Genomic DNA, 20,937 nt, shown 5'->3' with positions numbered 1-20,937 from the left:
GCCGGCGCCGTCCGCTTGCGGCCGTGCCGCAGTCAGCTTCCGTTCATCTTCGCCGGCTATGGTCCCCGCAACGTGGCCAAAGGAGAGGATCGCACGTGAAGCTTCGCAGGATTTCCACCGCCGCCGTCGTGGCTCTGTCGGCCGCACTGGCTGCCTGTTCCCAGACCGAGCAGCAGCAGAGGGCGGGAACGGGCGCGGCCCTCGGCGCAGCCGGCGGCGCGCTCGTCGGGCAGGCCATCGGCCGCGACACCAAGAGCACGCTGATCGGGGCAGGGGCCGGAGCCCTGCTCGGGGCGGTGGCCGCCACCTCCACCGGGCCGCAGCCGCGCGGCGAGGAAATGTGCCGCTATCAGGACCGCAATGGCCGCATCTATACGGCGCCCTGCGACGAGCGCTACTATAACAATGGCGGCTACTGATCCGGCCGCCTGACCGACAGCCGGTCCGCATCCCCGGAAAGGATGGCCAATGGCGTCGCAAGACGGAAAAGACCTGCCGACGCTGACCAGGCGTCGGCTCCAGGCCGAGGTGATCGGACCGATCTATGCCGAGATGGTCGCCGCCATCGGGGAAGACAAGGCGCAGTCCATCCTCGATGCGGCCATCCGCAAGGCGGCGGTGGCGGAAGGCGAGCAGTTCGCCCGCCGCGCGCCCGGCGGCATCACCAGCATGGCCGATTTCATCAAGCTCTACGATCTGTGGACCACCAACGGCGCGCTGGAGATCGAGGTGCTGGAGGCCTCCGATTCGACCTTCGATTTCGATGTCACCCGGTGCCGCTATGCGGAGATGTACCGCGAAATGGGGCTCGGGCACATCGGGCATCTGATGTCGTGCAACCGCGACGGCACCTTCTGCCAGGGCTACGATCGCAACATCGAACTCGACCGCCAGCACACCATCATGGCCGGGGCGCCCCGCTGCACCTTCCGCTACACCTACAGGCGCGACGCGAAATAGCGGCCGCCGGCCGGCCGCGCCTCTGCAGCCGGCTCGGGGCAGGACCGACGGCTTGCCCCTACCTTCCGGCCAGATCGCTCATCAGCCCCGCGGCCACGGACAGCCGCGACACGGTGATGTCGCCGCCCTCGGTCAGCGCCTGCAGCCGCTCGCGGATCGTTGCGATGCGCTCGCCGCCCGCCTCCAGCCACGCCGTCAGCGGTTCGGCGGCAGTGCCGTGGCCCGTCAGCGCGGCGACGGCGATGCCGCGCCGGGCAGCGCCGATGACGTCGCCGGCGCGCGACAGAGCAAGCTGGTCGTAATAGTCCGACGGCGAGATGGCGTGCAGCGCATCTTCGATGCGGGCGATGCGGAAGACCTCGCTGGCCGCGAAGAATGCCTTTGCGGCGGCCGCCATGTCCGCGCCGGCCTGGCGTGCGGCAAGCGCGATGTCGGGCACCAGTTCGGCGATGTCGGCCAGCGCCAGCCTCTCCGCCAGCTTTTCCGGCACGCCGGCCGTGCAAAGCTCCAGCCTCTTCTCCTCGATGCGGGCGCGGGTGAATTCGGGCAGCAGAGGCAGAAGCTTCGGCTCCAGCGCCGCGCGCGCTTCCCGCAATTGCGCGATGCGGTCGGCAAGCGGGGCGGCCCCGGTGTCGTTCTTCAGATACCAGCCGGTGGTGACGAAGATGAGCCGGCTGACCATCTGGTAGAGGTCGAGCTGGAGCTGGCCGTCCATGCGGTTGTCCAGCGCGTCGATCTCGGCATAGAGCGCGGGCAGCTCGAAGCCGTCGCGGACGGTGGCGAAGGTGCGCACCACGTCGGCGGCGCTGCGTCCGGTCGCCTCCTCCAGCCGGTTGACGAAGGACGGCCCGCCGCGGTTGACGAGGTCGTTGGCGACGACGCGGGCGATGATCTCGCGCCGCAGGCGATGGCCGCGGATGTCGTCGGCGAATTTCTTGGCCATGCGGTCGGGGAAATAGCCCATAAGGTCGCGCTCGAAATGCGGGTCGTCCGGCACGTCGGAGGCGACGATGTCGGAAAACAGCACGATCTTGGCATAGGCCAGCAGCACGCCGAGTTCCGCCCGCGTCAGCGGCTCGCCGCGCGCCTCGCGCTCGGCCAGCGCGGCCGCGGAGGGCAGGTTCTCCACCGTGCGGTCGAGCAGGCCGCGGCCTTCCAGCGCCGCCATGAAGCGGCCCTGGTGGGCGATGTCGGCCAGCCCGCGCTTGCGCGCCAGCGACAGCGCCAGCGTCTGCTGGTAGTTGTTGGACAGCACCAGCCGCGCCACCTCGCCGGTCATGTCGGCCAGCAGCCTGTTGCGGGCCGGCCGTTCCAGCGTGCCCTTGCGCATGGCCGAGGCCAGCGCGATCTTGATGTTGACCTCGACGTCCGAGCAGTTGACGCCGCCGGAATTGTCGATGGCGTCGGAGTTGTTGCGCCCGCCCTTCAGGCCGAATTCGATGCGCGCGCGCTGGGTGACGCCGAGATTGGCGCCCTCGCCGATCACCTTGGCGCGCACCTGCGCCGCCGTGATGCGGATGGCGTCGTTGGCGCGGTCGCCCACCTCCTGGTTGGTCTCGTCGGAGGCGCGCAGATAGGTGCCGATGCCGCCGAACCACAGAAGGTCGACGGGCGCGGCCAGCACGGCGCGCATGATCTCGACGGGCGTGGCCACTTTCTTGTCCATGCCGATGGCGGCCGCCGCCTCGGGCGAAAGCGTGACCGACTTCTGGCTACGGGAGATGACCATGCCGCCCTTCGACAGCCTGGCCTTGTCATAGTCCTGCCAGCTCGAGCGCGGCAGCGCAAACAGCCTTTTGCGCTCGGCCATGGAGGCGGCCGGGTCCGGATCGGGGTCGATGAAGATGTCACGATGGTCGAAGGCGGCGATCAGCCGCGTCTGGTCGGACAGCATCATGCCGTTGCCGAACACGTCGCCCGACATGTCGCCGACGCCCACGCAGGTGAAGGGCGTGGTCTGGATATCGCGGTTCATCTCGCGGAAATGCCGCTTCACCGCTTCCCACCCGCCCTTGGCGGTGATGCCCATGCCCTTGTGGTCGTAGCCCGCGGAACCGCCGGAGGCGAAGGCGTCATCCAGCCAGAAGCCGTGCTTCTCGGAAATCGCGTTGGCGGTGTCGGAGAAGGTGGCCGTGCCCTTGTCGGCGGCGACGACGAAATAGGGGTCGTCGCCGTCCTGCCGCGTCACGCCCTCGGGCGGGATGATGTGGTCGATGCCGATATTGTCGGTGATCGACAGCATGCTGGAGACGAAGTTGACGTAAGCCGCGCGGCCCGCCTCGAACACGGCGTCGCGGCTGCCGCCGACGGGCAGGCGCTTGGGATAGAAGCCGCCCTTGGCGCCCACGGGCACGATGACGGCGTTCTTCACCTGCTGCGCCTTGACCAGCCCGAGCACCTCGGTGCGGTAGTCCTGGGCGCGGTCCGACCAGCGCAGGCCGCCCCGCGCCACCGGGCCGAAGCGCAGATGCACGCCCTCCACCTCGGCGCCGTAGACGAAGATCTCGCGCCACGGCCGCGGCTCGGGCAGGCCGGAAATGGCGCGCGAATCCAGCTTGATCGCCAGCGACCAGCCCTGCTCCTTCTTGCCGGGCACAAAATGGTTGGTGCGCAGCGACGCCTCGATCAGGTCGAGATAGCGGCGGATGATGGTGTCGTCGTCGATGTTGGGGACGTCTTCCAGCGCATCCTTGATCCTGGCCCCGATGTGGCGGGCCGCGGCCGCGCCCTCGCCATGGCCGTCCGGACCGAGCCGGGCGACGAACAGCTCGTAGAGGCCGCGCGCGATCTCGGGATAGCGGTTCAGCGCAGCGGCGATGAAATCCTGGCTCTGCGGGATGCCGGCCTGCTGGAGATAGCGGCCGTAGGCACGCAGGATGCGGATCTCGTCCGAGCGCAGGCCCGCGGTCTGGGCGAGGCAGTTGTAGCCGTCATTATCGACTTCGCCGCGCCAGATGGCCAGGAAGGCGTCGTCGAACAGGGCGCCGCCGTCGGACAGGTCCACCGGCCGCCCATAGGCGTTTTCCAGCTCCATGTCGTGGATGAACACCTTGTCCCCGGCTTCGCGCACGATCTCGAAGGTGCGCTCGCTGATGACCCGAAAACCCATGTTCTCCAGCAACGGCACCCGCCGCGAGAGCGCCACCGGGCTGGCGTGATGGTAGATCTTCAGCGAGGCCTGCTCCGGCGTCTGGCCGGCGTCGCGATAGTAGTCGATGAAGATGGGATTGGCGGCGTCCAACGCCGCGACCCGGCCGGCATCGACCAGCGCGACCGCCGGCGAGAAGCTGTCGCGGTAGCTTTCGGGGAAGCGCGCGGCGACGAGCTTGAGCGCGGGATCGCTGCCGGCGGCTTCGGCGGCCTCGGCCAGCGCGTCCTCCCAGGTGCGCACGATGTCGCGGATCGCCGCCTCGATCGCCGCCTGCTCGACCTTCGGGGTCTTGCCGCCGGAGCGGCCGATGATGAAGTGGATGCGGGCCAGGCCGCCTTCGGGGAAGGCGGGGTAGTAGGCCGACAGGCGCCCGTCGAACACGGTCTTGAGATAGGCGCCCACCTTCTCGCGCACGACGCTGTCGTAGCGGTCGCGCGGCACGAAGACGAGGACGGACACGAAGCGATCGAACTGGTCGACGCGCACCAGGGCGCGCACGCGCGGCCGGTCGATCAGGCCCAGGATCGCCTCGGCATGCTTGCGCAGGACCGGCACCGGCACCTGGAACAGCTCGTCGCGCGGATAGCTTTCCAAAATGTTTATCAGCGCCTTGCCGGAATGGTCCTCGGGGTTGAACCCCGACTTGGCGATGACGGATTCGGCCTTGGAGCGCAGATAGGGGATGTTGGCCACCGAGCGCGTATAGGCGGTGGAGGTGAACAGGCCGACGATGCGCAGCTCGCCCGCCAGCTTTCCGTTCCCGTCGTAGGTCTTGACGCCGATATAGTCGAGATAGATGCGCCGATGCACGGAGGACTTGGCGTTGGCCTTGGTGACGATCAGCGGCTCCGGCCCGTGCAGGAAGGCGCGGATCTCGGGCGTCGTCGTCACCGCCTCGGTGCCGCGCCTGAGCACCAGCACGTCCGGATCGGTGAGGATGCCGAGGCCGGGCTTGTCGGCCAGTTCCAGCGTGCCGCTCTTCTCCCCGCCGACATAGTTGAACTCGCGCATGCCGAGGAAGGTGAAGTTGTCGTCGCGCAGCCATTCCAGGAAGGCGATCGCCTCGGCCACGCCCTTCTTGTCAAGCGGGATCGGGGCATAGCGGAAGTCGGAGATCGCCTGGTCGAGACGCGCGAGCATCGGCTTCCAGTCGACGACGGCATCGCGCACCTGCGCCAGCACCTTGGCCAGACGCGCCGACAGTTCCTGCGCCCGGGCCTCGTTCAGCCGGCCGACATGGATCTGCACCACGCTCAGCCGCTCATGCGCGCCGTCGTCGCGGATATGGCTGCCTTCGTCGAGGATCTCTTCCACCGCACCGTTGCCGCCGCGGCTCACCGTGAACACCGGATGGGTGACGAGCGTCGGCTCGCCGGCGTCGTCGGCCACCTCGCCGAGGATGGAATCGAACAGGAACGGCATGTTGTCGTTGACGACGGTGACCACCGTGAGCGGCCGCCCCTGCCGGGAGATGCCGGCGTCGGCATCGACGGCGATGACGCTTTCGCCGTGGCGATGGCGGGCCATCGCCCGTTCCGCAAGCTCGGCCGCCCGCGCCAGGTCGGCGGCGGTGTAGGCGGCAAGGTCCTCCGCGGGAGCGCGGGCAAGCAGATGATCGACAAGCCGCGCGGGCTTCTTGTCCGCCACCTTTTCCGCATTTGCCTTCCTCGCGCCGGTCTTGCTGGGCTTGGTTGCGGATTTCAGGCTGGCCATGACGTGAATTTCCTCCCGTCGAACGCGGTGTTGCGGCTATCGTAGCAGATGGCCGGCTTTTGGCGACAAAGGTTTGACGGCCCGTAAAGAAAATAGCAACCGTCTTTGCCGGCGGCGGTGTCGGAGGAGCGCCCCCGGTCCGCTGCCCTAATCGGCCTCCACCCAGGCGCGGATGAGATGGTGGGCGATGGCGCCGGGCGGCGGCGTCATCAGGCCCGCCGGATGAGTCCGCTCCAGCATCGGCCGCACCTCGTCGCGGGAGAACCAGCGGCAATCCTCCAGCTCCGAAAGGTCGGGCCGCAGGTCCTCGCCCAGCGGCTCGCCGAAACAGCCGATCATCAGCGAATAGGGAAACGGCCAGGGCTGGCTGGCGTGGTAGACGACGCGGCCGAGGCGGATGCCGGCCTCCTCGAAGGTCTCGCGGCGCACCGCATTCTCGATCGTCTCGCCCGGTTCCACGAAGCCGGCCAGCGCAGAATACATGCCCGGCGCGAAATGCGGGCTGCGGCCGAGCAGGCACTTGTCGGGCGTCACCGTCAGCATGATCGCCACCGGATCGGTGCGCGGGAAATGGTCGGCCCCGCAGGTCGGGCAATGCCGCCGGTAGCCGCCGGCGCGCATCTGGCTGGGGGTTCCGCAGCGACTGCAGAAGCGATGGCTGGCGTTCCAGGCCAGCAGCGCCGCGCCCTGCGCCAGCGCGCCGAGGGCGGCCGGATCGATCAGGCCCTGCGTGTAGACGGAACGGTGGTCGATCGCCTTGAGCGCCTCCGGCAACTCTTCCGGCGCAACGCCCGCGGCTACCGCCAGCACCGGGCCGCAAGCATCGTAGCCGAGGAGGGCCGCCTCGGCCGGCACGGCCGCAAGCGCTTCGGCCTCGGCAATGTTGTGCCAGGGGTCGAAGACGCCGTCATGCAGCTTGAGGTAGAGCCGGCCGTCGCGCATCAAAAGCAGCCGCGCCCGGGCATCGGCCAGCGCCGCCTCCACGCAGTCGTCGGGACGGTGCTCCGACCGGCTGTCGATGACGTTGCCGGCAAAGCCGACGAACTGGCTGGCTTCGCGCAACGGCGCGTCAAAAAGGGGAAAGGGCATGGTGCTTGGCCTGGATTTGGCAGTGGAGAGGGCGCTTATAGCGCCGCCCGGATCGTTTCGGCAATCCGATGGAGTTGGGCCCGCTGGTAGGGCTCGCGCAGGCCGTGGCCCCAGACCGGGCCGGGCCAGCCGGCATCGCCCTCGGAACGGGCCACGACATGGATGTGGAGCTGGCGCACGATGTTGCCCAGCGCGCCGATGTTGATCTTGCTGCAGCCGGTCGCCTTCTTCAGCGCCTTGGCCGCAATGTCGATCTCGAATGTCAGCATGGCCTGGTCGAGCGGCTTCAGCTCGTGCAGTTCCTCCACGTCCGGCCGCTGCGGCACCAGGATCAGCCACGGCCAGCGGCTGTCGTTCATGATTCGCAGCTCGCACAGGCCGAGCCACATAAGATGTTCGCTGTCCGCCTCCAGCCGGGCGTCCAGTGTGAAACCTGCCCTGAGGCCCGGCAGCATCGGCATTCCCTCGATTTTCCCGGGAAGGCTAGAACGATGATCGGGCCGCTGCAATAGTCTTCCGGCGCCTGAAGCCCGCCTTTCCCATCCGCTCTTGCATTTCGCGCCCGGATTGCCGATATGGACGTCGGGAGGTTGGTGGTGGACGATCCACTCGCCAACCGGGTCAGGTCCGGAAGGAAGCAGCCCTAACGAGCCCGGAACGGGTCATTGTTCCAGCCTCCCGCCTTCTCCTCTTTCGCGGCCTTGCCCACGACGCATTGACGGCGGGGCGCCCCGCGCGCGAAAGTCCGCGGGAAGAAAGCGGCCGCCGACGCGGCCGGTCAGGATTTGTCGAGGCCGATGAGCGAAGCCGGAAATCTTGGAACGGAAAATTCCGGAGCGGCGGGCGTTTCCGGCGCCTACCGGGTGCTGGCGCGCAAATACCGCCCGTCGAACTTTTCCGAGCTGGTCGGCCAGGAGCCGATGGTGCGTACGCTCACCAACGCCTTCGCCTCCGGGCGCATCGCCCAGGCGTGGATGCTGACCGGCGTGCGCGGCGTGGGCAAGACCACCACCGCCCGCATTCTCGCCCGCGCCCTGAACTACCGCACGAGCGAGGTGAACCAGCCCTCGGTCGATCTTTCCGTGCCGGGCGAGCATTGCCAGGCGATCATGGAAGGCCGCCATGTCGACGTGATCGAGATGGACGCCGCCTCGCATACGGGCATCGACGACATCCGCGACATCATCGACCGCGTGCGCTACGCCCCGGTGGCGGCCCGCTACAAGGTCTACATCATCGACGAGGTGCACATGCTGTCCACGCAGGCCTTCAACGGCCTGCTGAAGACGCTGGAAGAGCCGCCGCCGCACGTCAAGTTCATCTTCGCCACCACCGAGATCCGCAAGGTGCCGATCACGGTTCTGTCGCGCTGCCAGCGCTTCGACCTGCGCCGCATCGACGCCGCGGCGCTGGTCCGGCACCTCACCTCGATCGCCGGCCAGGAAGGCATTTCGGTGGACGGCGAGGCGCTGGCCATGATCGCGCGCGCCGCGGAAGGCTCGGCACGCGATTCGCTTTCCATTCTCGACCAGGCGATCGCCCATGGCGGCGGGCGTGTGGACGCCGAGACCGTGCGCGCCATGCTGGGCCTCGCCGACCGCGCCCGCATCGTCGACCTGTTCGAGCATGTCATGAAGGGCGACGTGGCGGCGGCGCTGGCCGAATTGCGCGCGCAATACGACACGGGCGCCGACCCGGCCGCCGTGCTGACCGATCTTGCCGAGTTCAACCATCTCGTCACGCGGTTGCGCTTCGTGCCCGGGGCCGCGGACGACGCGTCGCTCTCGCAGGACGAGCGCGAGCGCGGCGCGGCCTTCGCCGAGAAGCTGTCGGTCAGGGTGCTGTCGCGTAGCTGGCAGATGCTGCTCAAGGGCATTCCCGAGGTGCAATCGTCCAACCGGCCGCTGAGCGCGGCCGAGATGGTGCTCATACGGCTCGCCCATGCCGCCGACCTGCCGACGCTCGACGAGGCGCTGAAGCGCCTGGACGACGGCGCCCCGGCCGCGCCCGGGCCGCGCGGCAACGGCGTGAGCGCAGCCGCGCCCGGAAACGGCGCCCCCGGCGCCAGTGCGGTGGCGCAGGCGCGCATGCCTTCCGGCAATGGCGGCGCCGCGCCGGCCATGCGGCTGGTGGAAGCCGCGCCCGAACCGGCGGCCTTCGCGCTCCCGCCGGCGGAGCCTGAGCCCGAGGCTGCCGCCGTATCCGTGAAGTCGCTGGCCGACATCGCCGCACTTGCCGACCAGAACCGCGACATCGCCTTCAAGGTGCTGCTGAAGCGCTGCGTGCGGCCGGTGCGCTTCGAACCCGGCCGCATCGACGTCGCGCTCACGCCCGACGCGCCCAGGATGCTGCTCAACGATCTCACCGCCAAGCTGCGCGCCTGGACGGGGCGAAGCTGGCTGGTTTCCCTGTCGAAGGAAGAAGGCGGCGCCACGCTGGCGGAGCTGGAAACGGCCCGGCGCGAGACCGCCATCCTCGACGCCCGGGCCGACCCGACGGTCGCGGCCATCCTCTCCCGCTTTCCCGGCGCCAAGATCATCGACGTGCGCATTCCCGACAGCGCGGCCGGCGACGAAGCCGGCGAAGACACCGGACTGGCCGCCGACCCGGCGGCGGATGACGACGACGACAACTGATCAGAACAAGGACACCCCGATGAAGGATTTGCTCGGCCTCATGGGCAAGGCGAAGGAAATGCAGGCCAAATTCCAGGCCATGCAGGAGGAAATCGCCGCCATGGAGGCTTCCGGCCAGGCCGGCGGCGGGCTGGTCTCGGTGACGCTGACCGGCAAGTTCGAGATGAAGGCGCTGAAGATCGACCCGTCTTTGTTCAAGGAAGACGAGGTGGAGATCCTTGAGGATCTGATCCTGGCTGCCCACAACGACGCCAAGGCCAAGGTCGAGCAGGCGATGCAGGAAAAGACCCGGGCGCTGACCGCCGGCATGCCGCTGCCGCCCGGGATGAAGCTGCCGTTCTGATCGTTGCGCAACCGGGCAGGACTGCCGCGCCCTGCCGCTGCGCCCACCGGGATCGCGCCGATGCGTTTTCGGCGCCATTCCACGCAATGGCGGACCGACCGGCAGCAACGCCAAGTAGATCGGGCTTCGCGCAAGATGCCGGAAAGATCAACTTGGTTGAGCCATGATGCACGCGACGACCGGCCGCAGCGATCCTTAACGGATTCTTAGCCGTTCCTTGTCAGCAGTGGCCGCCTCACCGAATGTTTCATTCGGTAGGATAACGTGCGCATTCCGTTAACTTTTTTGCCTTCCTTTTGCCGAAAATAATCTCATTCTGGCTGCATCGGGGACCGGGCGGCAGCAAAATGAGGCAGGGTTTGTTGATCGCCAAGCGAAGCAGGGCGCTATTGGTTCTATGCGCCGCCGTTTCACCCGTCATGCTGGCCGCCTGCAGCCAGACGACACATGCCCCCACCGCAAGCTTTACCGAAACCGTATCGCCCGGCGCGGTAAAGACGCATGCCTATCGCTACACCGCCCGGGACAGGACGTGCCTTGAGAGGGCGATGTTCTTCGAATCGAACCGCTCCAGCCGCGACGGACTGGTGGGCGTCGGCACGGTGGTCATGAACCGGCTGAAATCCGGCAATCACGGCGACACCATCTGCGAGGTGGTGGGCGAACCCGGCCAATTCGCGCCCGGCGTTCTGACCCGCAAGATGAATTCCCGGGCCTTGCCGGACGTCGAGGCGGCCGCGCAGGCGGTGCTGGACGGCGAGCGGCACCCCAGAATGAAGGACGCCATGTTCTTCCACACCGCGGGGCTGAAATTCCGCTACGACAACATGCATTACGTGGCGGTGGCCGGCGGCAACGCCTTCTATGAGAAGCGCGGCCGGAACTGGCAGCCGCTGCCGCCGGATTCCGAATTCAAGGTCGTGGCCGCCGATCCGTCGGCTCCGGCCCTGCTGGCCGGAACACCGAAGGAACTGCAGCCGGTGGCGATCGCCTCGGCGGCGGACGCTCCGGCCGAGCCGCTCACCGTCACCACGGTCAGGCATGCCGCGAGCGCGCCTGCGCAGCAGCCCGACGCCTCGCGCTTCGGCACCCTGCCCGAAGCGATGCCGGCCGCGCCCGTGATGACGGCAGCGATGGCGTCGTCGGAGCAGCCCGCCATGGGATTCCAGTCCACGCCGCAGAACACCGACGCCATCGGCGCGCTGATCATGAGCGAGAACAGGCCGCTGTAGAGCCTCGAATATCGCCGACGGCGGCTTGTGCGGCCTGTCTTCCGGTCGTCGAACGGCTTATATCGCTGGCATGTCCAAGCGAATCGCCGGCCCCGAGATCGAACGCCTGATCCAGCTCCTGGCCAAAGTGCCGGGGCTGGGCCCGCGCTCGGCGCGCCGGGCGGCCCTGCACCTCATAAAGAAGAAGGAGCAGCTTCTGGCGCCGCTCGCCGCCGCCATGGGCGAAGCGGTGGAGAAGGTGCGCATATGCTCCACCTGCGGCAATGTCGACACCACCGACCCCTGCATGATCTGCACCGACCCGCGCCGCGACCCCGCCACGCTGATCGTGGTGGAGGACGTGTCCGACCTGTGGGCGCTGGAGCGGGCCTCGGCCATGAACGTGCGCTACCACGTGCTCGGCGGCACGCTGTCGCCGCTCGACGGCATCGGCCCGGACCAGCTCAACATCCGCACGCTGGTCGACCGCGTGGCCGGCGGCGAGGTGAAGGAGGTGATCCTGGCCGTCAACGCCACGGTGGAAGGCCAGACCACCGCGCATTACCTGACCGACCAGCTTTCCGGCTTCGAGGTGAAGGTGACGCGGCTGGCGCATGGCGTGCCGGTGGGCGGCGAGCTGGATTATCTCGATGAGGGCACGTTGGCCGCGGCGCTGAAGTCGCGCACCGCCTTTTGACGCATTTCGACGGGCGGGGAGCCTGCATGAGCCGCATCCTTGCGACCCTGGCATTTCTTTTGGCGCTGCTTCTGCCCGCCTCGGCCGCGCAGGTCGACGACCAGTTCCGCGCCTGGCTGAAGACGGACCTTTGGCCCGAAGCGAAGGCCAAGGGCATCTCGCAAAAGACCTTCGACGCCGCCTTCGACGGCGTGAAGCCGAACCTCAAGCTGCCGGACCTCGTCATGCCCGGCGAGAAGCCGAAGCCGCCGCAGAAGCAGCACCAGGCCGAGTTCGGCTCGCCCGGCGCCTATTTCGCGGAGAAGACCATGCGCGCCGTCACCGCCGGCGGGCGCGCACGCGTTCAAAAAAACGCCGCCACGCTTTCGGCTGTCGAAAAGCGCTTCGGGGTGCCGGGCGACATCCTTCTGGCGATCTGGGGCCGCGAGACAGGGTTCGGTGCCGCGAAAATGCCCTACGACGCCTTCGAGGTGCTGGGCACCAAGGCGTTCATGGCGCGGCGCAAGGACATGTTCCGCACCGAGCTGCTGGCGGCGCTGGAGATCGTGCAGCGCGGCCTCGCCCCGGTGGGCGCCATGAAATCCTCCTGGGCCGGCGCGCTCGGCCAGCCGCAGTTCATGCCCACATCCTTCCTCAAGCATGCCGTGGACGGCGACGGCGACGGCCGCGCCGACATCTGGAACTCGGTGCCCGACACGCTGGCCTCGATCGGCAACTTCCTCGACCATTACGGCTGGGCAAGGGGCCGCGACTGGGGCTTCGAGGTGACGGTGCCGGCAAGCGTTTCCTGCGCGCTGGAAGGGCCGGATCGCGGCAGGAAAATCTCCGAATGGGCGGCCATGGGCATCGCCCGCGTCGGCGGCAAGACATTTCCGGCCAATGAGGCGCGGCAGGAGGGCTTTCTGCTGATGCCGGCCGGGCGGCACGGGCCGGCCTTCGTCGTCACGCCGAATTTCTACGTGCTGAAACAATACAACACCAGCGATCTCTATGCGCTGTTCATCGGCCATGCCGCCGACCGCATCGCCCATGGCGACAAGACCTTCTCGGCCGGCTGGGGCGATGTCGGCGGGCTCTTGCGCTCCGACATCGCCGCCCTGCAGCAGGCCCTGGAGAAAAAGGGTTACGACGTCGGTTCCGCCGACGGCCTGCCCGGCTTCAAGACGCGCCGCTCGATCGGCGACTGGCAGGCAAAAAACGGGCGGGCCGCCACCTGCTTCCCGGACGCGGAGCTGGTCAAAACAGTCCGGTAGGTGTCCGGCGCTCAGGTTCCGCGCGGCTTGGCGCGGCTGGTGGCGATCGCAAGAAGCGGATTTTCCGGCCAGACATGCTTGGGATAGCGGCCGCGCATGTCGGCGCGCACGTCGGCCCATGAGCCGCGCCAGAAGCCGGGCAGGTCGCGCGTGGTCTGGATCGGCCTGTGCGCGGGCGAAAGCAACTCCAGCGTCAACGGCACGGTGCCGCCGGCGATCGACGGATGCCGGTCGAGGCCGAACAGTTCCTGCACGCGGACGGCAAGCACCGGCGCCTCGCCGTCGTAACGGATGGGCACGCGGCTGCCCGACGGCGCATCGAAATGGGTCGGCGCAAGGGCTGCGACGCGGCGCTGCAGGTCGTGCGGCACCAGCGACGTCAGCGCCTCGGCCAGCGTGCCGGGCGCAATCGCCGCAAGCGAGGCCTCGCCGGTGAGGAACGGCAGCAGCCAGTCTTCCAGATGCTTCAGCAGCGCAGCGTCGGAAACGTCCGGCCAGGGCGCGCCCAGCCCGCGATGCAGCCAGGCGAGACGATGGCGCAGCGCCTCGGCCTCCCTGCTCCAGGGCAGCAGCGAAAGCCCATGCGCGCGAAGCGCCTCGATCAGGGTCGCATTCGCCTCCTCGCCGGCGGGGGCCGGCAGCATGCGCTCGCTCAGGGTCACGGCGCCGAGCCGCACGGTCTCGCGCACCCGCACGGCCCGCCTGTCGCGGTCGAAAGCGGAGTCGCGGCGCGTTTCCAGCCGGTCGGCCAGCACGGTGCGGAGGTCGGCCTCGTCGACGGCTGCAGCCGCGGTGATGCGGGCATTCTGCGCCTTGCCCTGCATGTCGGCCACCACCAGATAGGTTGCGCCCGCCAGCGGGTCGGCGGCGTCAAGCGCGGCGCCCGAGCCGTTGGCCAGGACGAAACGGCCGCGCTCGCCGCGCGCCTTGGCGACGCGGTCGGGCCAGGCATGCAGCAGCAGCGCGCCCGCGCTTGTACTTCCCTCCCGGTAGCTTTGGCTCGGGAGGGAGCGCGCCAGCCGCTCGGCCAGTTGCCGCGCCGCATTGGCGCGGGGCGATCTTTCGCTCGCGAACCGCATCAGCCGCCGCTCCAGATCGACGCTGTCGCCGCCCAGCCCGCGCTCGGTAAGCAACACGGCAAGCTCGGCAGCCTGGCGTGCCTGACCGGTCCTGGCCGCCTCCGCCACCATATGTGCCAGCCGCACGGGAAGCGCCAGCTTGCGCATGGCGGCCCCGCTCTCGGTCAGGCGGCCGCCTTCGTCTATGGCGTGAAGCGAGGAAAGCAGAGCCTTCGCCTCGGCGAGCGCCGGTGCCGGCGGCGGGTCGAGAAAGGCCAGGCTCGCCGGCTCGGCCACGCCGAAGGCCGCGCAATCCAGAACGAGGCCGGAGAGGTCGGCCTCCAGGATCTCCGGCGGGGTGAAGGCCGGCAGCGCCGCCGTCTGCTCAGCGCGCCACAGCCGGACGGCGACGCCTTCCTGCGTGCGGCCGGCGCGGCCGGCGCGCTGGTCGGCGGAGGCCTTCGACACGCGCACCGTCTCCAGCCGGGTCAGGCCGGAGGCCGGCTCGTATTTCGGCAGCCGCGACAGGCCGCTGTCGACGACGACCCGCACGCCATCGATGGTAATGGAGGTCTCGGCGATCGAGGTGGCCAGCACCACCTTGCGGCGGCCGGCCGGCGAAGGACGGATTGCGGCGTCCTGCGCCTTGCCGTCCAGCATGCCGTAGAGCGGCACGATGTCGGTGTCCGCCCCGACGCGGCCCTGCAGCCGCTCGGCGGTGCGCTCGATCTCGCGCTGGCCGGGCAGGAAGGCCAGCACCGAGCCCGTTTCGTCGGCAAGTGCGCCGCGGATGGCCCTGGCCATGGCGTCCTCGACCGGCTCGCCGGGCGCGCGTTCCTGATTGCGAATCTCGACGGGAAAGCTGCGGCCCTCGCTCTCGATCACCGGCGCGCTGGACAGGAGCCGCGCGACCCGCGCGCCGTCCAGCGTCGCCGACATCACCAGCAGCCGCAGGTCCGGCCTGAGCGCGCCCTGCACGTCCAGCGCCAGCGCCAGGCCGAAATCGCCGTCCAGCGAGCGCTCGTGGAACTCGTCGAAGATCACCGCCGCAACGCCCGGCAGTTCCGGATCGTCGAGGATCATGCGCGCCAGCACGCCTTCGGTGACGACGAGGATTTTCGTCCTTGCCGAGGTGCGGTTTTCCATGCGCATGGCATAGCCCACCGTGCCGCCCGGCTCCTCGCCGAGCAGAGCGGCCATGCGGCGTGCAGCGGCGCGGGCGGCAAGCCGCCGAGGTTCGAGAAGAACGATCCTGCCGTCGCCCAGCCACGCCGCGTCGAGCAGGAATAGCGGCACCAGCGTGGTCTTGCCCGCACCGGGCGGCGCCACCAGCACGGCGCTGCCCTTTCCGGCCAGGGCTTCGCCCAGCGCCGGCAAAGTCGCGCTGACGGGAAGCTGCGGCAGGTCTTTTGCGGTCATTGCCACCGCATAGCAGCGCCGGCTACGGCCGGCAAACTCCTGGTCAGGACAACGCCTGCTCCAGATCGGCGATCAGGTCGTCGGCGTCCTCGATGCCGGCCGACAGCCTGACCAGCGAATCGGAAATGCCGATGGCGGCGCGTTTCTCCTGCGGTATCGAGCCGTGCGTCATCAGCGCCGGATGCTCGATCAGGCTTTCCACGCCGCCCAGGCTCTCGGCCAGCGCGAACAGGCGCGTCTGTTCGAGGAAGCGTTTTGTCCCTGCAAGGTCGCGGTCCAACTCGACCGAGATCATGCCGCCGAAGGCATGCATCTGCGCCTTGGCCACCTCATGCTGCGGGTGGCTTTCCAGCCCCGGATAGAGGACGCGGCACACGTCCAGCCGCGCCTCCAGCCAGCGCGCGATCTTCAGCCCGTTTTCCGAATGCCGCTCCATGCGCAGCGCCAGCGTCTTCAGGCCGCGCAGCGCCAGGAAGGAATCGAACGGGCCCGAAATGGCGCCCACCGCGTTCTGCAGGAACTTAAGCCGGTCGCGCAGGTCGGCATTCTCGCCGACGACAACCACGCCGCCCACCATGTCGGAATGGCCGTTGAGATATTTCGTCACCGAATGCACGACGAGGTCGATGCCGAGTTCCAGGGGGCGCTGGATATAGGGGCTGCAAAAGGTGTTGTCGGCCACGGCGACGATGCCCCTGCGCCGGGCCAGTGCGGCCACGGCGGCGAGATCCACCACGCGCAGCAGCGGGTTGGTCGGCGTCTCCACCCACAACATCCGGGTCTCGGGCCGGATCGCGGCTTCGACGGCTGCGAGGTCGGTGAAATCGACGAAGCTCACCTGCAAGCCGGCCGAGCGTTTTCGGACGCGTTCCAGCAGGCGAAAAGTGCCGCCATAGATGTCGTCGGTCGCCACGATATGGGCGCCCGCGTCCAGAAGCTCGAAGACGTTGGCGATCGCCGCCAGGCCCGAAGCATAGGCGAAGGCTGCCGTGCCGCTTTCCAGGTCGGCCACGGCGCGTTCGAAGGCAAAGCGCGTCGGGTTCTGGCTGCGCGCATATTCGAACCCCTTGTGCACGCCGGGCGACTGCTGCGCGTAGGTGGAGGTGGCGTAGATCGGCACCATCACCGCGCCCGTGGTCGGGTCATGGCCCTGGCCGCCATGGATGGTGCGGGTGGAGAAGGCGAGCCGGTTGCGGCCCTGCACGGTTTCGCGAATGGTCATCTGGTGCGCCTGAGATGGTTGATGAGGTCGATCCGGGTGATGAGGCCGACGAACTCGTCGCCGTCGAAGACGATGGCCACCTCGTTGCGGTCGAAGACCGGCAGCAGCGCCTCCAGCGTCTGGCCGGCCTGCAGCGTGTGCAATTCCGAGGTCATGGCCGAGCGCACCGGCGCGTCGAAGCGCGTCCAGCGACCGTCATAGGGGCCGTCCACCTTGGCCAGTATGTCGCTCTCGTCGACGATGCCGACCAGCCTGCCGCCGTCCAGCACGGGAAGCTGCGAGACGTCGCCGCGCCGCATGCGGCCATAGGCGGTGAGCAGCGTGTCGTCCGGCCCGACGAAGACGGTGCCGCCCTCGCGATGCGAGCGGGCGACGAGGTCGCGCAGGTCGCCATGCTGCTCGCGCTCGGCGAGGCCCTGCTCGGCCAGCCAGAAATCGTCGAACACCTTGGACAGATATTTGTTGCCGGAATCGCAGACGAAGGTGACGACGCGCTTGGACGCCTGCTGCTCGCGGCAATAGCGGAGCGCGGCCGAAAGCAGCGTGCCGGAGGAGGAACCGGCCAATATGCCCTCGCGCGACAGGAGATCGCGCACGGCCAGCATCGAATGGCGGTCGGACACCGAATACGCCTTCTTCACCAGCGAAAGATCGGCATTGGGCGGGACAAAATCCTCGCCGATGCCTTCGACGGTCCAGCTTCCGGCCTCTTCCATCCGGCCGGTCTTCACGAACGGCGCCAGCACCGATCCGGCTGGATCGGCCAGCACCATTTCGGTCTTCGGCGAGACCTTGGCGAAGAAGCGGCCCAGACCCGTCAGCGTGCCGCCGGAGCCGACGCCCACGACCACGGCGTCCACGTCGCCGTCGAGCTGCTGCCAGATCTCGGGGCCGGTGGTGGTTTCATGCGCCAGCGGGTTGGCCGGATTGGCGAACTGGTTGACGTAGAAGGCGCCGGGCGTCTCGCCGGCCAGCTTCTCGGCCATGTCCTGATAATATTCGGGGTGGCCCTTGCCGACGTCGGAACGGGTCAGCCGCACTTCCGCGCCGAGCGCGCGCAGATGCTGCACCTTCTCGCGCGACATCTTGTCGGGCACGATCAGGACGATGCGATAGCCTTTCGGGATGCCGACCTGGGCAAGGCCGAGGCCGGTATTGCCGGCGGTGGCCTCGATGATGGTGCCGCCGGGCCGGAGGGCGCCGTCGCGCTCGGCCGCATCGATCATGGAGCGCGCGATGCGGTCCTTGATCGATCCGCCGGGATTCTGGCTCTCCAGCTTGATGAACAGGCGGCACCTGCCGGTATCGAACTTCTTCAGCTCCACCACCGGCGTGTCGCCGATCAGGTCGAGCACGGAGGAAAAGGGCGGGCTCAGCCGGCTCGCACCGGCATGCGGCTTCTCACCTGTGCTGGTGGTCATCGGAATCTCCCTGCTTGCGGCGTCCACATGTGCCGCCAACCGGCGTCCGCACTGATCGCAGACCGGCAGGCGCATTGTCGAAGGAAGAATTTTTCATTCATTCCTCCCAAACGGAATGGAATTCCAATTCCGGTCGAAACGCCCGCCTCTTCTGCAAAACCATATCTACGGCCTGCGGCCTGGCAGGCGCCCGTCACTGGAACATATGGAGCGCCTGAGCCGGCCGGAAAGCGCCGTCACTGCCGCTGAAGAGGCGAATGAGGCGCCCCGCTCATCCGCCCGGGTCGGACCAGCCGTTCGGCGGCGCGAAGTTCGCCATGGCCTCGGCCGGGCCCCAGGTGCCGAGCTTGTAGACCGCCGGCGGCGACTTGTCGTCCAGCACCGGACCGACGATGCGCCAGGCGATCTCGGAGGCGTCCTGGCGCGTGAAGAGCTGGGCGTTGCCGTTCATGGCGTCGCCGATCAGCCGCTGGTAGGGCTCCATCTCGTCCTTGTCGTCGTCCAGCGCGCTCAGTTCCACCTGCTCGCCCGCCATCTCGTCGCCGGCGGCCTTGCGCCGCGCGCCGATGCCGATGGCCACTTCGGGCGCGATGCGGAAGCGCACATAATTGCCCTGGTTGCGCTTGAACTGGTCGAACACGGCCAGCGGCGGCCGCTTCAACTGCACGACGACCTCCGTGGCGTGGACGGGCAGGTTCTTGCCGGCGCGGATGAAGAAGGGCACGTCCTGCCAGCGCCAGGTGTCGATCATGAAGCGCACGGCCGCGAAGGTCTCCACCGTAGAGCCCGGAGCCACGCCCGGCTCCTTCAGATAGCCGTCGAACTGGCCGCGCACCACGTCGTGCGCCGTCAGCGTGCGGATCGCCTTCAGCACCTGCACCTTCTCGTCGATGAGGTCGTCCGCGTCGCGGCCGATCGGGGGCTCCATCGCCAGCAGCAGAAGGATGTTGAGCAGGTGGTTCTCGATGACGTCGCGAATGCAGCCGACCTCGTCATAGAACCTGCCGCGGCCCTCCACGCCGAAATTCTCGGCCATGGTGATCTGCACGCTCTCGACATAGTTGCGGTTCCAGATCGGCTCCAGGAAGGAGTTGGCGAAGCGGAAATACAGGATGTTCTGGATCGCCTCCTTGCCGAGATAGTGATCGATGCGGAAGATCGCCTTTTCATCGAACACCAGATGCAGCACGCGGTTCAGCCAGCGGGCCGACTGCAGGTCGCGGCCGAACGGCTTTTCGACCATCAGCCGCGCGCCGGCCGCGCCGCCGGCCTGTTCCAGCCCCTGCACCACGGGCTCGAACATGGAGGGCGGCACGGCAAGGTAGTAGAGCGGATGGCGGTGGCCGCCGATCGCGTCCCGCAGCTTGTCGAAGGTCTCCTGACTGCGGTAGTCGCCGCTGACATAGTGCAGCAGGCCGGCCAGCTTGGAAAACACCGCCTCGTCGACCTGGCCGACCGCGGCCTTGATGCCGTCATGGGCGCGCTCGGCCAGCTTCTTTGCGTCCCAGTCCTCCAGCGCGACGCCCACGACGGGCTCCTTCAGCGTGCCGCGCGCCACCATGGCGTAAAGTGCGGGAAAGATCTTCTTGTGCGCCAGATCGCCGGTGGCCCCGAACAGCACCAGCACGTCGGACCGCTCTTCGCTCATGCTCGTCCCTCTCCTTTCCGCTCTCAGGCGCCGCCCTTCGGCTTTTCCACATGGCCGCCGAAGGCGAAGCGCATCGCCGACAGCAGCTTGTCGGAAAATTCCGACTCTCCGCGCGAGGCGAAGCGGTCGAACAGCGCCGAGGCCAGCACCGGGGCCGGCACGCCCGTGTCGATGGCCGCCTTCAGCGTCCAGCGCCCCTCGCCGGAATCGGACACGTGGCCGCCGAACTGGGCAAGCTCGGAATCCTTCTTCAGGGCGTCGGCAGTGAGGTCGAGCAGCCATGAGCCGATGACCGAGCCGTGCCGCCACACTTCGGCAACCTCGGCGAGGTCGATGTCGAACTGATAGTAGCGCGGCTCCTCCAGCGGCGTGGTCTCGGCATCGGCCTCGCGCTTCTGCTTGCCGGCATTGGCCGATTTCAGGATGTTCATGCCCTCGGCATAGGCGGCCATGACGCCGTATTCGATGCCGTTGTGGACCATCTTGACGAAATGGCCGGCGCCGCTCGGCCCGCAATGCAGATAGCCGAAAGGCGCGGTGCCTGCCGATCGGTCCGGCGCCGTCCCGGCGTCGGCGCCCGGCGCCAGCGCGGCAAAGACCGGGTCGAGCCGCTTCACCGCCTCGTCCGGGCCGCCGATCATCAGGCAGTAGCCGCGGTCGAGGCCCCAGACGCCGCCGCTGGTGCCGACGTCGAGATAGGCGAGATTCTTATCCGCCAGCTTCGCGGCCTGGTCCACGGCGTCGCGATAGTTGGAGTTGCCGCCGTCGATGATGGCGTCGCCCGCATCCATCAGCCCGGCGAGCTGGTCGACGATCCTGCCGGTGATCGCCGCCGGCAGCATCAGCCAGGCCGCGCGCGGCTTCGCCAGCTTGCCGACGAACTCCTCCATCGAGGCAACGCCGACGGCGCCGTCGGCCACGAGCGCGGCGACGCTCTGGGGGTTGATGTCGTAGACCACGCATTCATGGCCGGCCCGCAGCAGGCGCCTGACCATGTTGGCGCCCATCCTGCCCAGTCCCATCATTCCGATCTGCATCTGTCGTCCCTGCCTGATAGCGCCGTTGCCTTCCGGATGATCGCGCAGGGTGTATCGACGCAGGCGGAAAGTCTACATC

15 protein-coding genes and 1 other RNA gene are annotated in these 20,937 nt (G+C 68.3%); 8 read left to right on the top strand and 8 right to left on the bottom strand.

Features of this window, described 5'->3' with window-relative positions:
* Positions 1-95: 95 nt before the first annotated feature.
* Positions 96-419: a YMGG-like glycine zipper-containing protein gene (locus ACTDI4_RS03240; RefSeq protein WP_442839784.1), complete on the top strand. Its 324-nt coding sequence runs from the start codon at positions 96-98 to the stop codon at positions 417-419.
* A gap of 49 nt (positions 420-468) precedes the next feature.
* Positions 469-960 carry an L-2-amino-thiazoline-4-carboxylic acid hydrolase gene (locus ACTDI4_RS03235; protein ID WP_442839783.1) on the top strand — a complete coding sequence of 164 codons (492 nt, stop codon included), beginning with the start codon at positions 469-471 and terminating at the stop codon, positions 958-960.
* Positions 961-1,018: 58 nt separating this feature from the next.
* Here the strand turns inward: ACTDI4_RS03235 and ACTDI4_RS03230 are convergent, their stop codons facing one another.
* The 3 genes from ACTDI4_RS03230 to ACTDI4_RS03220 all read right to left on the bottom strand — a co-directional run bounded on the left by ACTDI4_RS03230 (position 1,019) and on the right by ACTDI4_RS03220 (position 7,368).
* Positions 1,019-5,824, bottom strand: coding sequence for an NAD-glutamate dehydrogenase (locus tag ACTDI4_RS03230; RefSeq protein WP_442839782.1), 4,806 nt, complete (start codon positions 5,822-5,824; stop codon positions 1,019-1,021).
* Positions 5,825-5,971: 147 nt separating this feature from the next.
* Positions 5,972-6,913 (bottom strand): NAD(+) diphosphatase, encoded by a 942-nt coding sequence (nudC, locus tag ACTDI4_RS03225; RefSeq protein ID WP_442839781.1) that lies wholly within the window; start codon positions 6,911-6,913, stop codon positions 5,972-5,974.
* Between the two features lie 35 nt (positions 6,914-6,948).
* Positions 6,949-7,368 carry an HIT domain-containing protein gene (locus ACTDI4_RS03220; RefSeq protein WP_442843249.1) on the bottom strand — a complete coding sequence of 140 codons (420 nt, stop codon included), beginning with the start codon at positions 7,366-7,368 and terminating at the stop codon, positions 6,949-6,951.
* Between the two features lie 130 nt (positions 7,369-7,498).
* On the opposite strand from ACTDI4_RS03220, the gene ffs reads away from it, so the two are divergent.
* The 6 genes from ffs (at position 7,499) to ACTDI4_RS03190 (ending at position 13,053) form a co-directional block, all read left to right on the top strand.
* Positions 7,499-7,595: signal recognition particle sRNA small type (gene ffs / locus ACTDI4_RS03215), an RNA gene on the top strand.
* A 115-nt stretch (positions 7,596-7,710) separates the two neighbouring features.
* The gene (locus tag ACTDI4_RS03210) at positions 7,711-9,549 is read left to right on the top strand and encodes a DNA polymerase III subunit gamma/tau (protein ID WP_442839780.1); all 1,839 of its coding nucleotides are present in this window, start codon (positions 7,711-7,713) and stop codon (positions 9,547-9,549) included.
* Positions 9,550-9,568: 19 nt separating this feature from the next.
* Entirely contained in the window at positions 9,569-9,892 is a 324-nt protein-coding gene (locus ACTDI4_RS03205; protein WP_442839779.1) for a YbaB/EbfC family nucleoid-associated protein, read from the top strand.
* 548 nt (positions 9,893-10,440) lie between these two features.
* Positions 10,441-11,124, top strand: coding sequence for a cell wall hydrolase (locus ACTDI4_RS03200; RefSeq protein WP_442839778.1), 684 nt, complete (start codon positions 10,441-10,443; stop codon positions 11,122-11,124).
* A gap of 70 nt (positions 11,125-11,194) precedes the next feature.
* Positions 11,195-11,800 (top strand): recombination mediator RecR, encoded by a 606-nt coding sequence (gene recR / locus ACTDI4_RS03195; protein ID WP_442839777.1) that lies wholly within the window; start codon positions 11,195-11,197, stop codon positions 11,798-11,800.
* Positions 11,801-11,826: 26 nt separating this feature from the next.
* Complete coding sequence (locus ACTDI4_RS03190) at positions 11,827-13,053, top strand: lytic murein transglycosylase (RefSeq protein WP_442839776.1); 1,227 nt, start codon at positions 11,827-11,829, stop codon at positions 13,051-13,053.
* An 11-nt stretch (positions 13,054-13,064) separates the two neighbouring features.
* On the opposite strand, the gene hrpB is transcribed toward ACTDI4_RS03190, so the two are convergent.
* The 5 genes from hrpB to gnd all read right to left on the bottom strand — a co-directional run bounded on the left by hrpB (position 13,065) and on the right by gnd (position 20,858).
* Entirely contained in the window at positions 13,065-15,530 is a 2,466-nt protein-coding gene (gene hrpB, locus ACTDI4_RS03185) for an ATP-dependent helicase HrpB (protein WP_442839775.1), read from the bottom strand.
* A gap of 43 nt (positions 15,531-15,573) precedes the next feature.
* Positions 15,574-16,752 carry a trans-sulfuration enzyme family protein gene (locus tag ACTDI4_RS03180; RefSeq protein ID WP_442839774.1) on the bottom strand — a complete coding sequence of 393 codons (1,179 nt, stop codon included), beginning with the start codon at positions 16,750-16,752 and terminating at the stop codon, positions 15,574-15,576.
* Positions 16,749-18,173: a pyridoxal-phosphate dependent enzyme gene (locus ACTDI4_RS03175; RefSeq protein WP_442839773.1), complete on the bottom strand. Its 1,425-nt coding sequence runs from the start codon at positions 18,171-18,173 to the stop codon at positions 16,749-16,751. Before ACTDI4_RS03175 ends, ACTDI4_RS03180 begins: the two co-directional genes overlap by 4 nt.
* Positions 18,174-18,444: 271 nt before the next feature.
* Positions 18,445-19,821, bottom strand: a complete 1,377-nt coding sequence (zwf, locus tag ACTDI4_RS03170; RefSeq protein WP_442839772.1) for a glucose-6-phosphate dehydrogenase — start codon at positions 19,819-19,821, stop codon at positions 18,445-18,447.
* Positions 19,822-19,844: 23 nt separating this feature from the next.
* Positions 19,845-20,858, bottom strand: a complete 1,014-nt coding sequence (gene gnd / locus ACTDI4_RS03165; protein WP_442839771.1) for a phosphogluconate dehydrogenase (NAD(+)-dependent, decarboxylating) — start codon at positions 20,856-20,858, stop codon at positions 19,845-19,847.
* Positions 20,859-20,937: the final 79 nt, after the last annotated feature.

The sequence above is a fragment of the Mesorhizobium sp. PUT5 genome (assembly GCF_052216645.1).
GTDB lineage: Bacteria > Pseudomonadota > Alphaproteobacteria > Rhizobiales > Rhizobiaceae > Mesorhizobium.
Note: the sequence above shows the minus strand (reverse complement) of the source record. Positions and strands in the feature narration are given on the sequence as shown.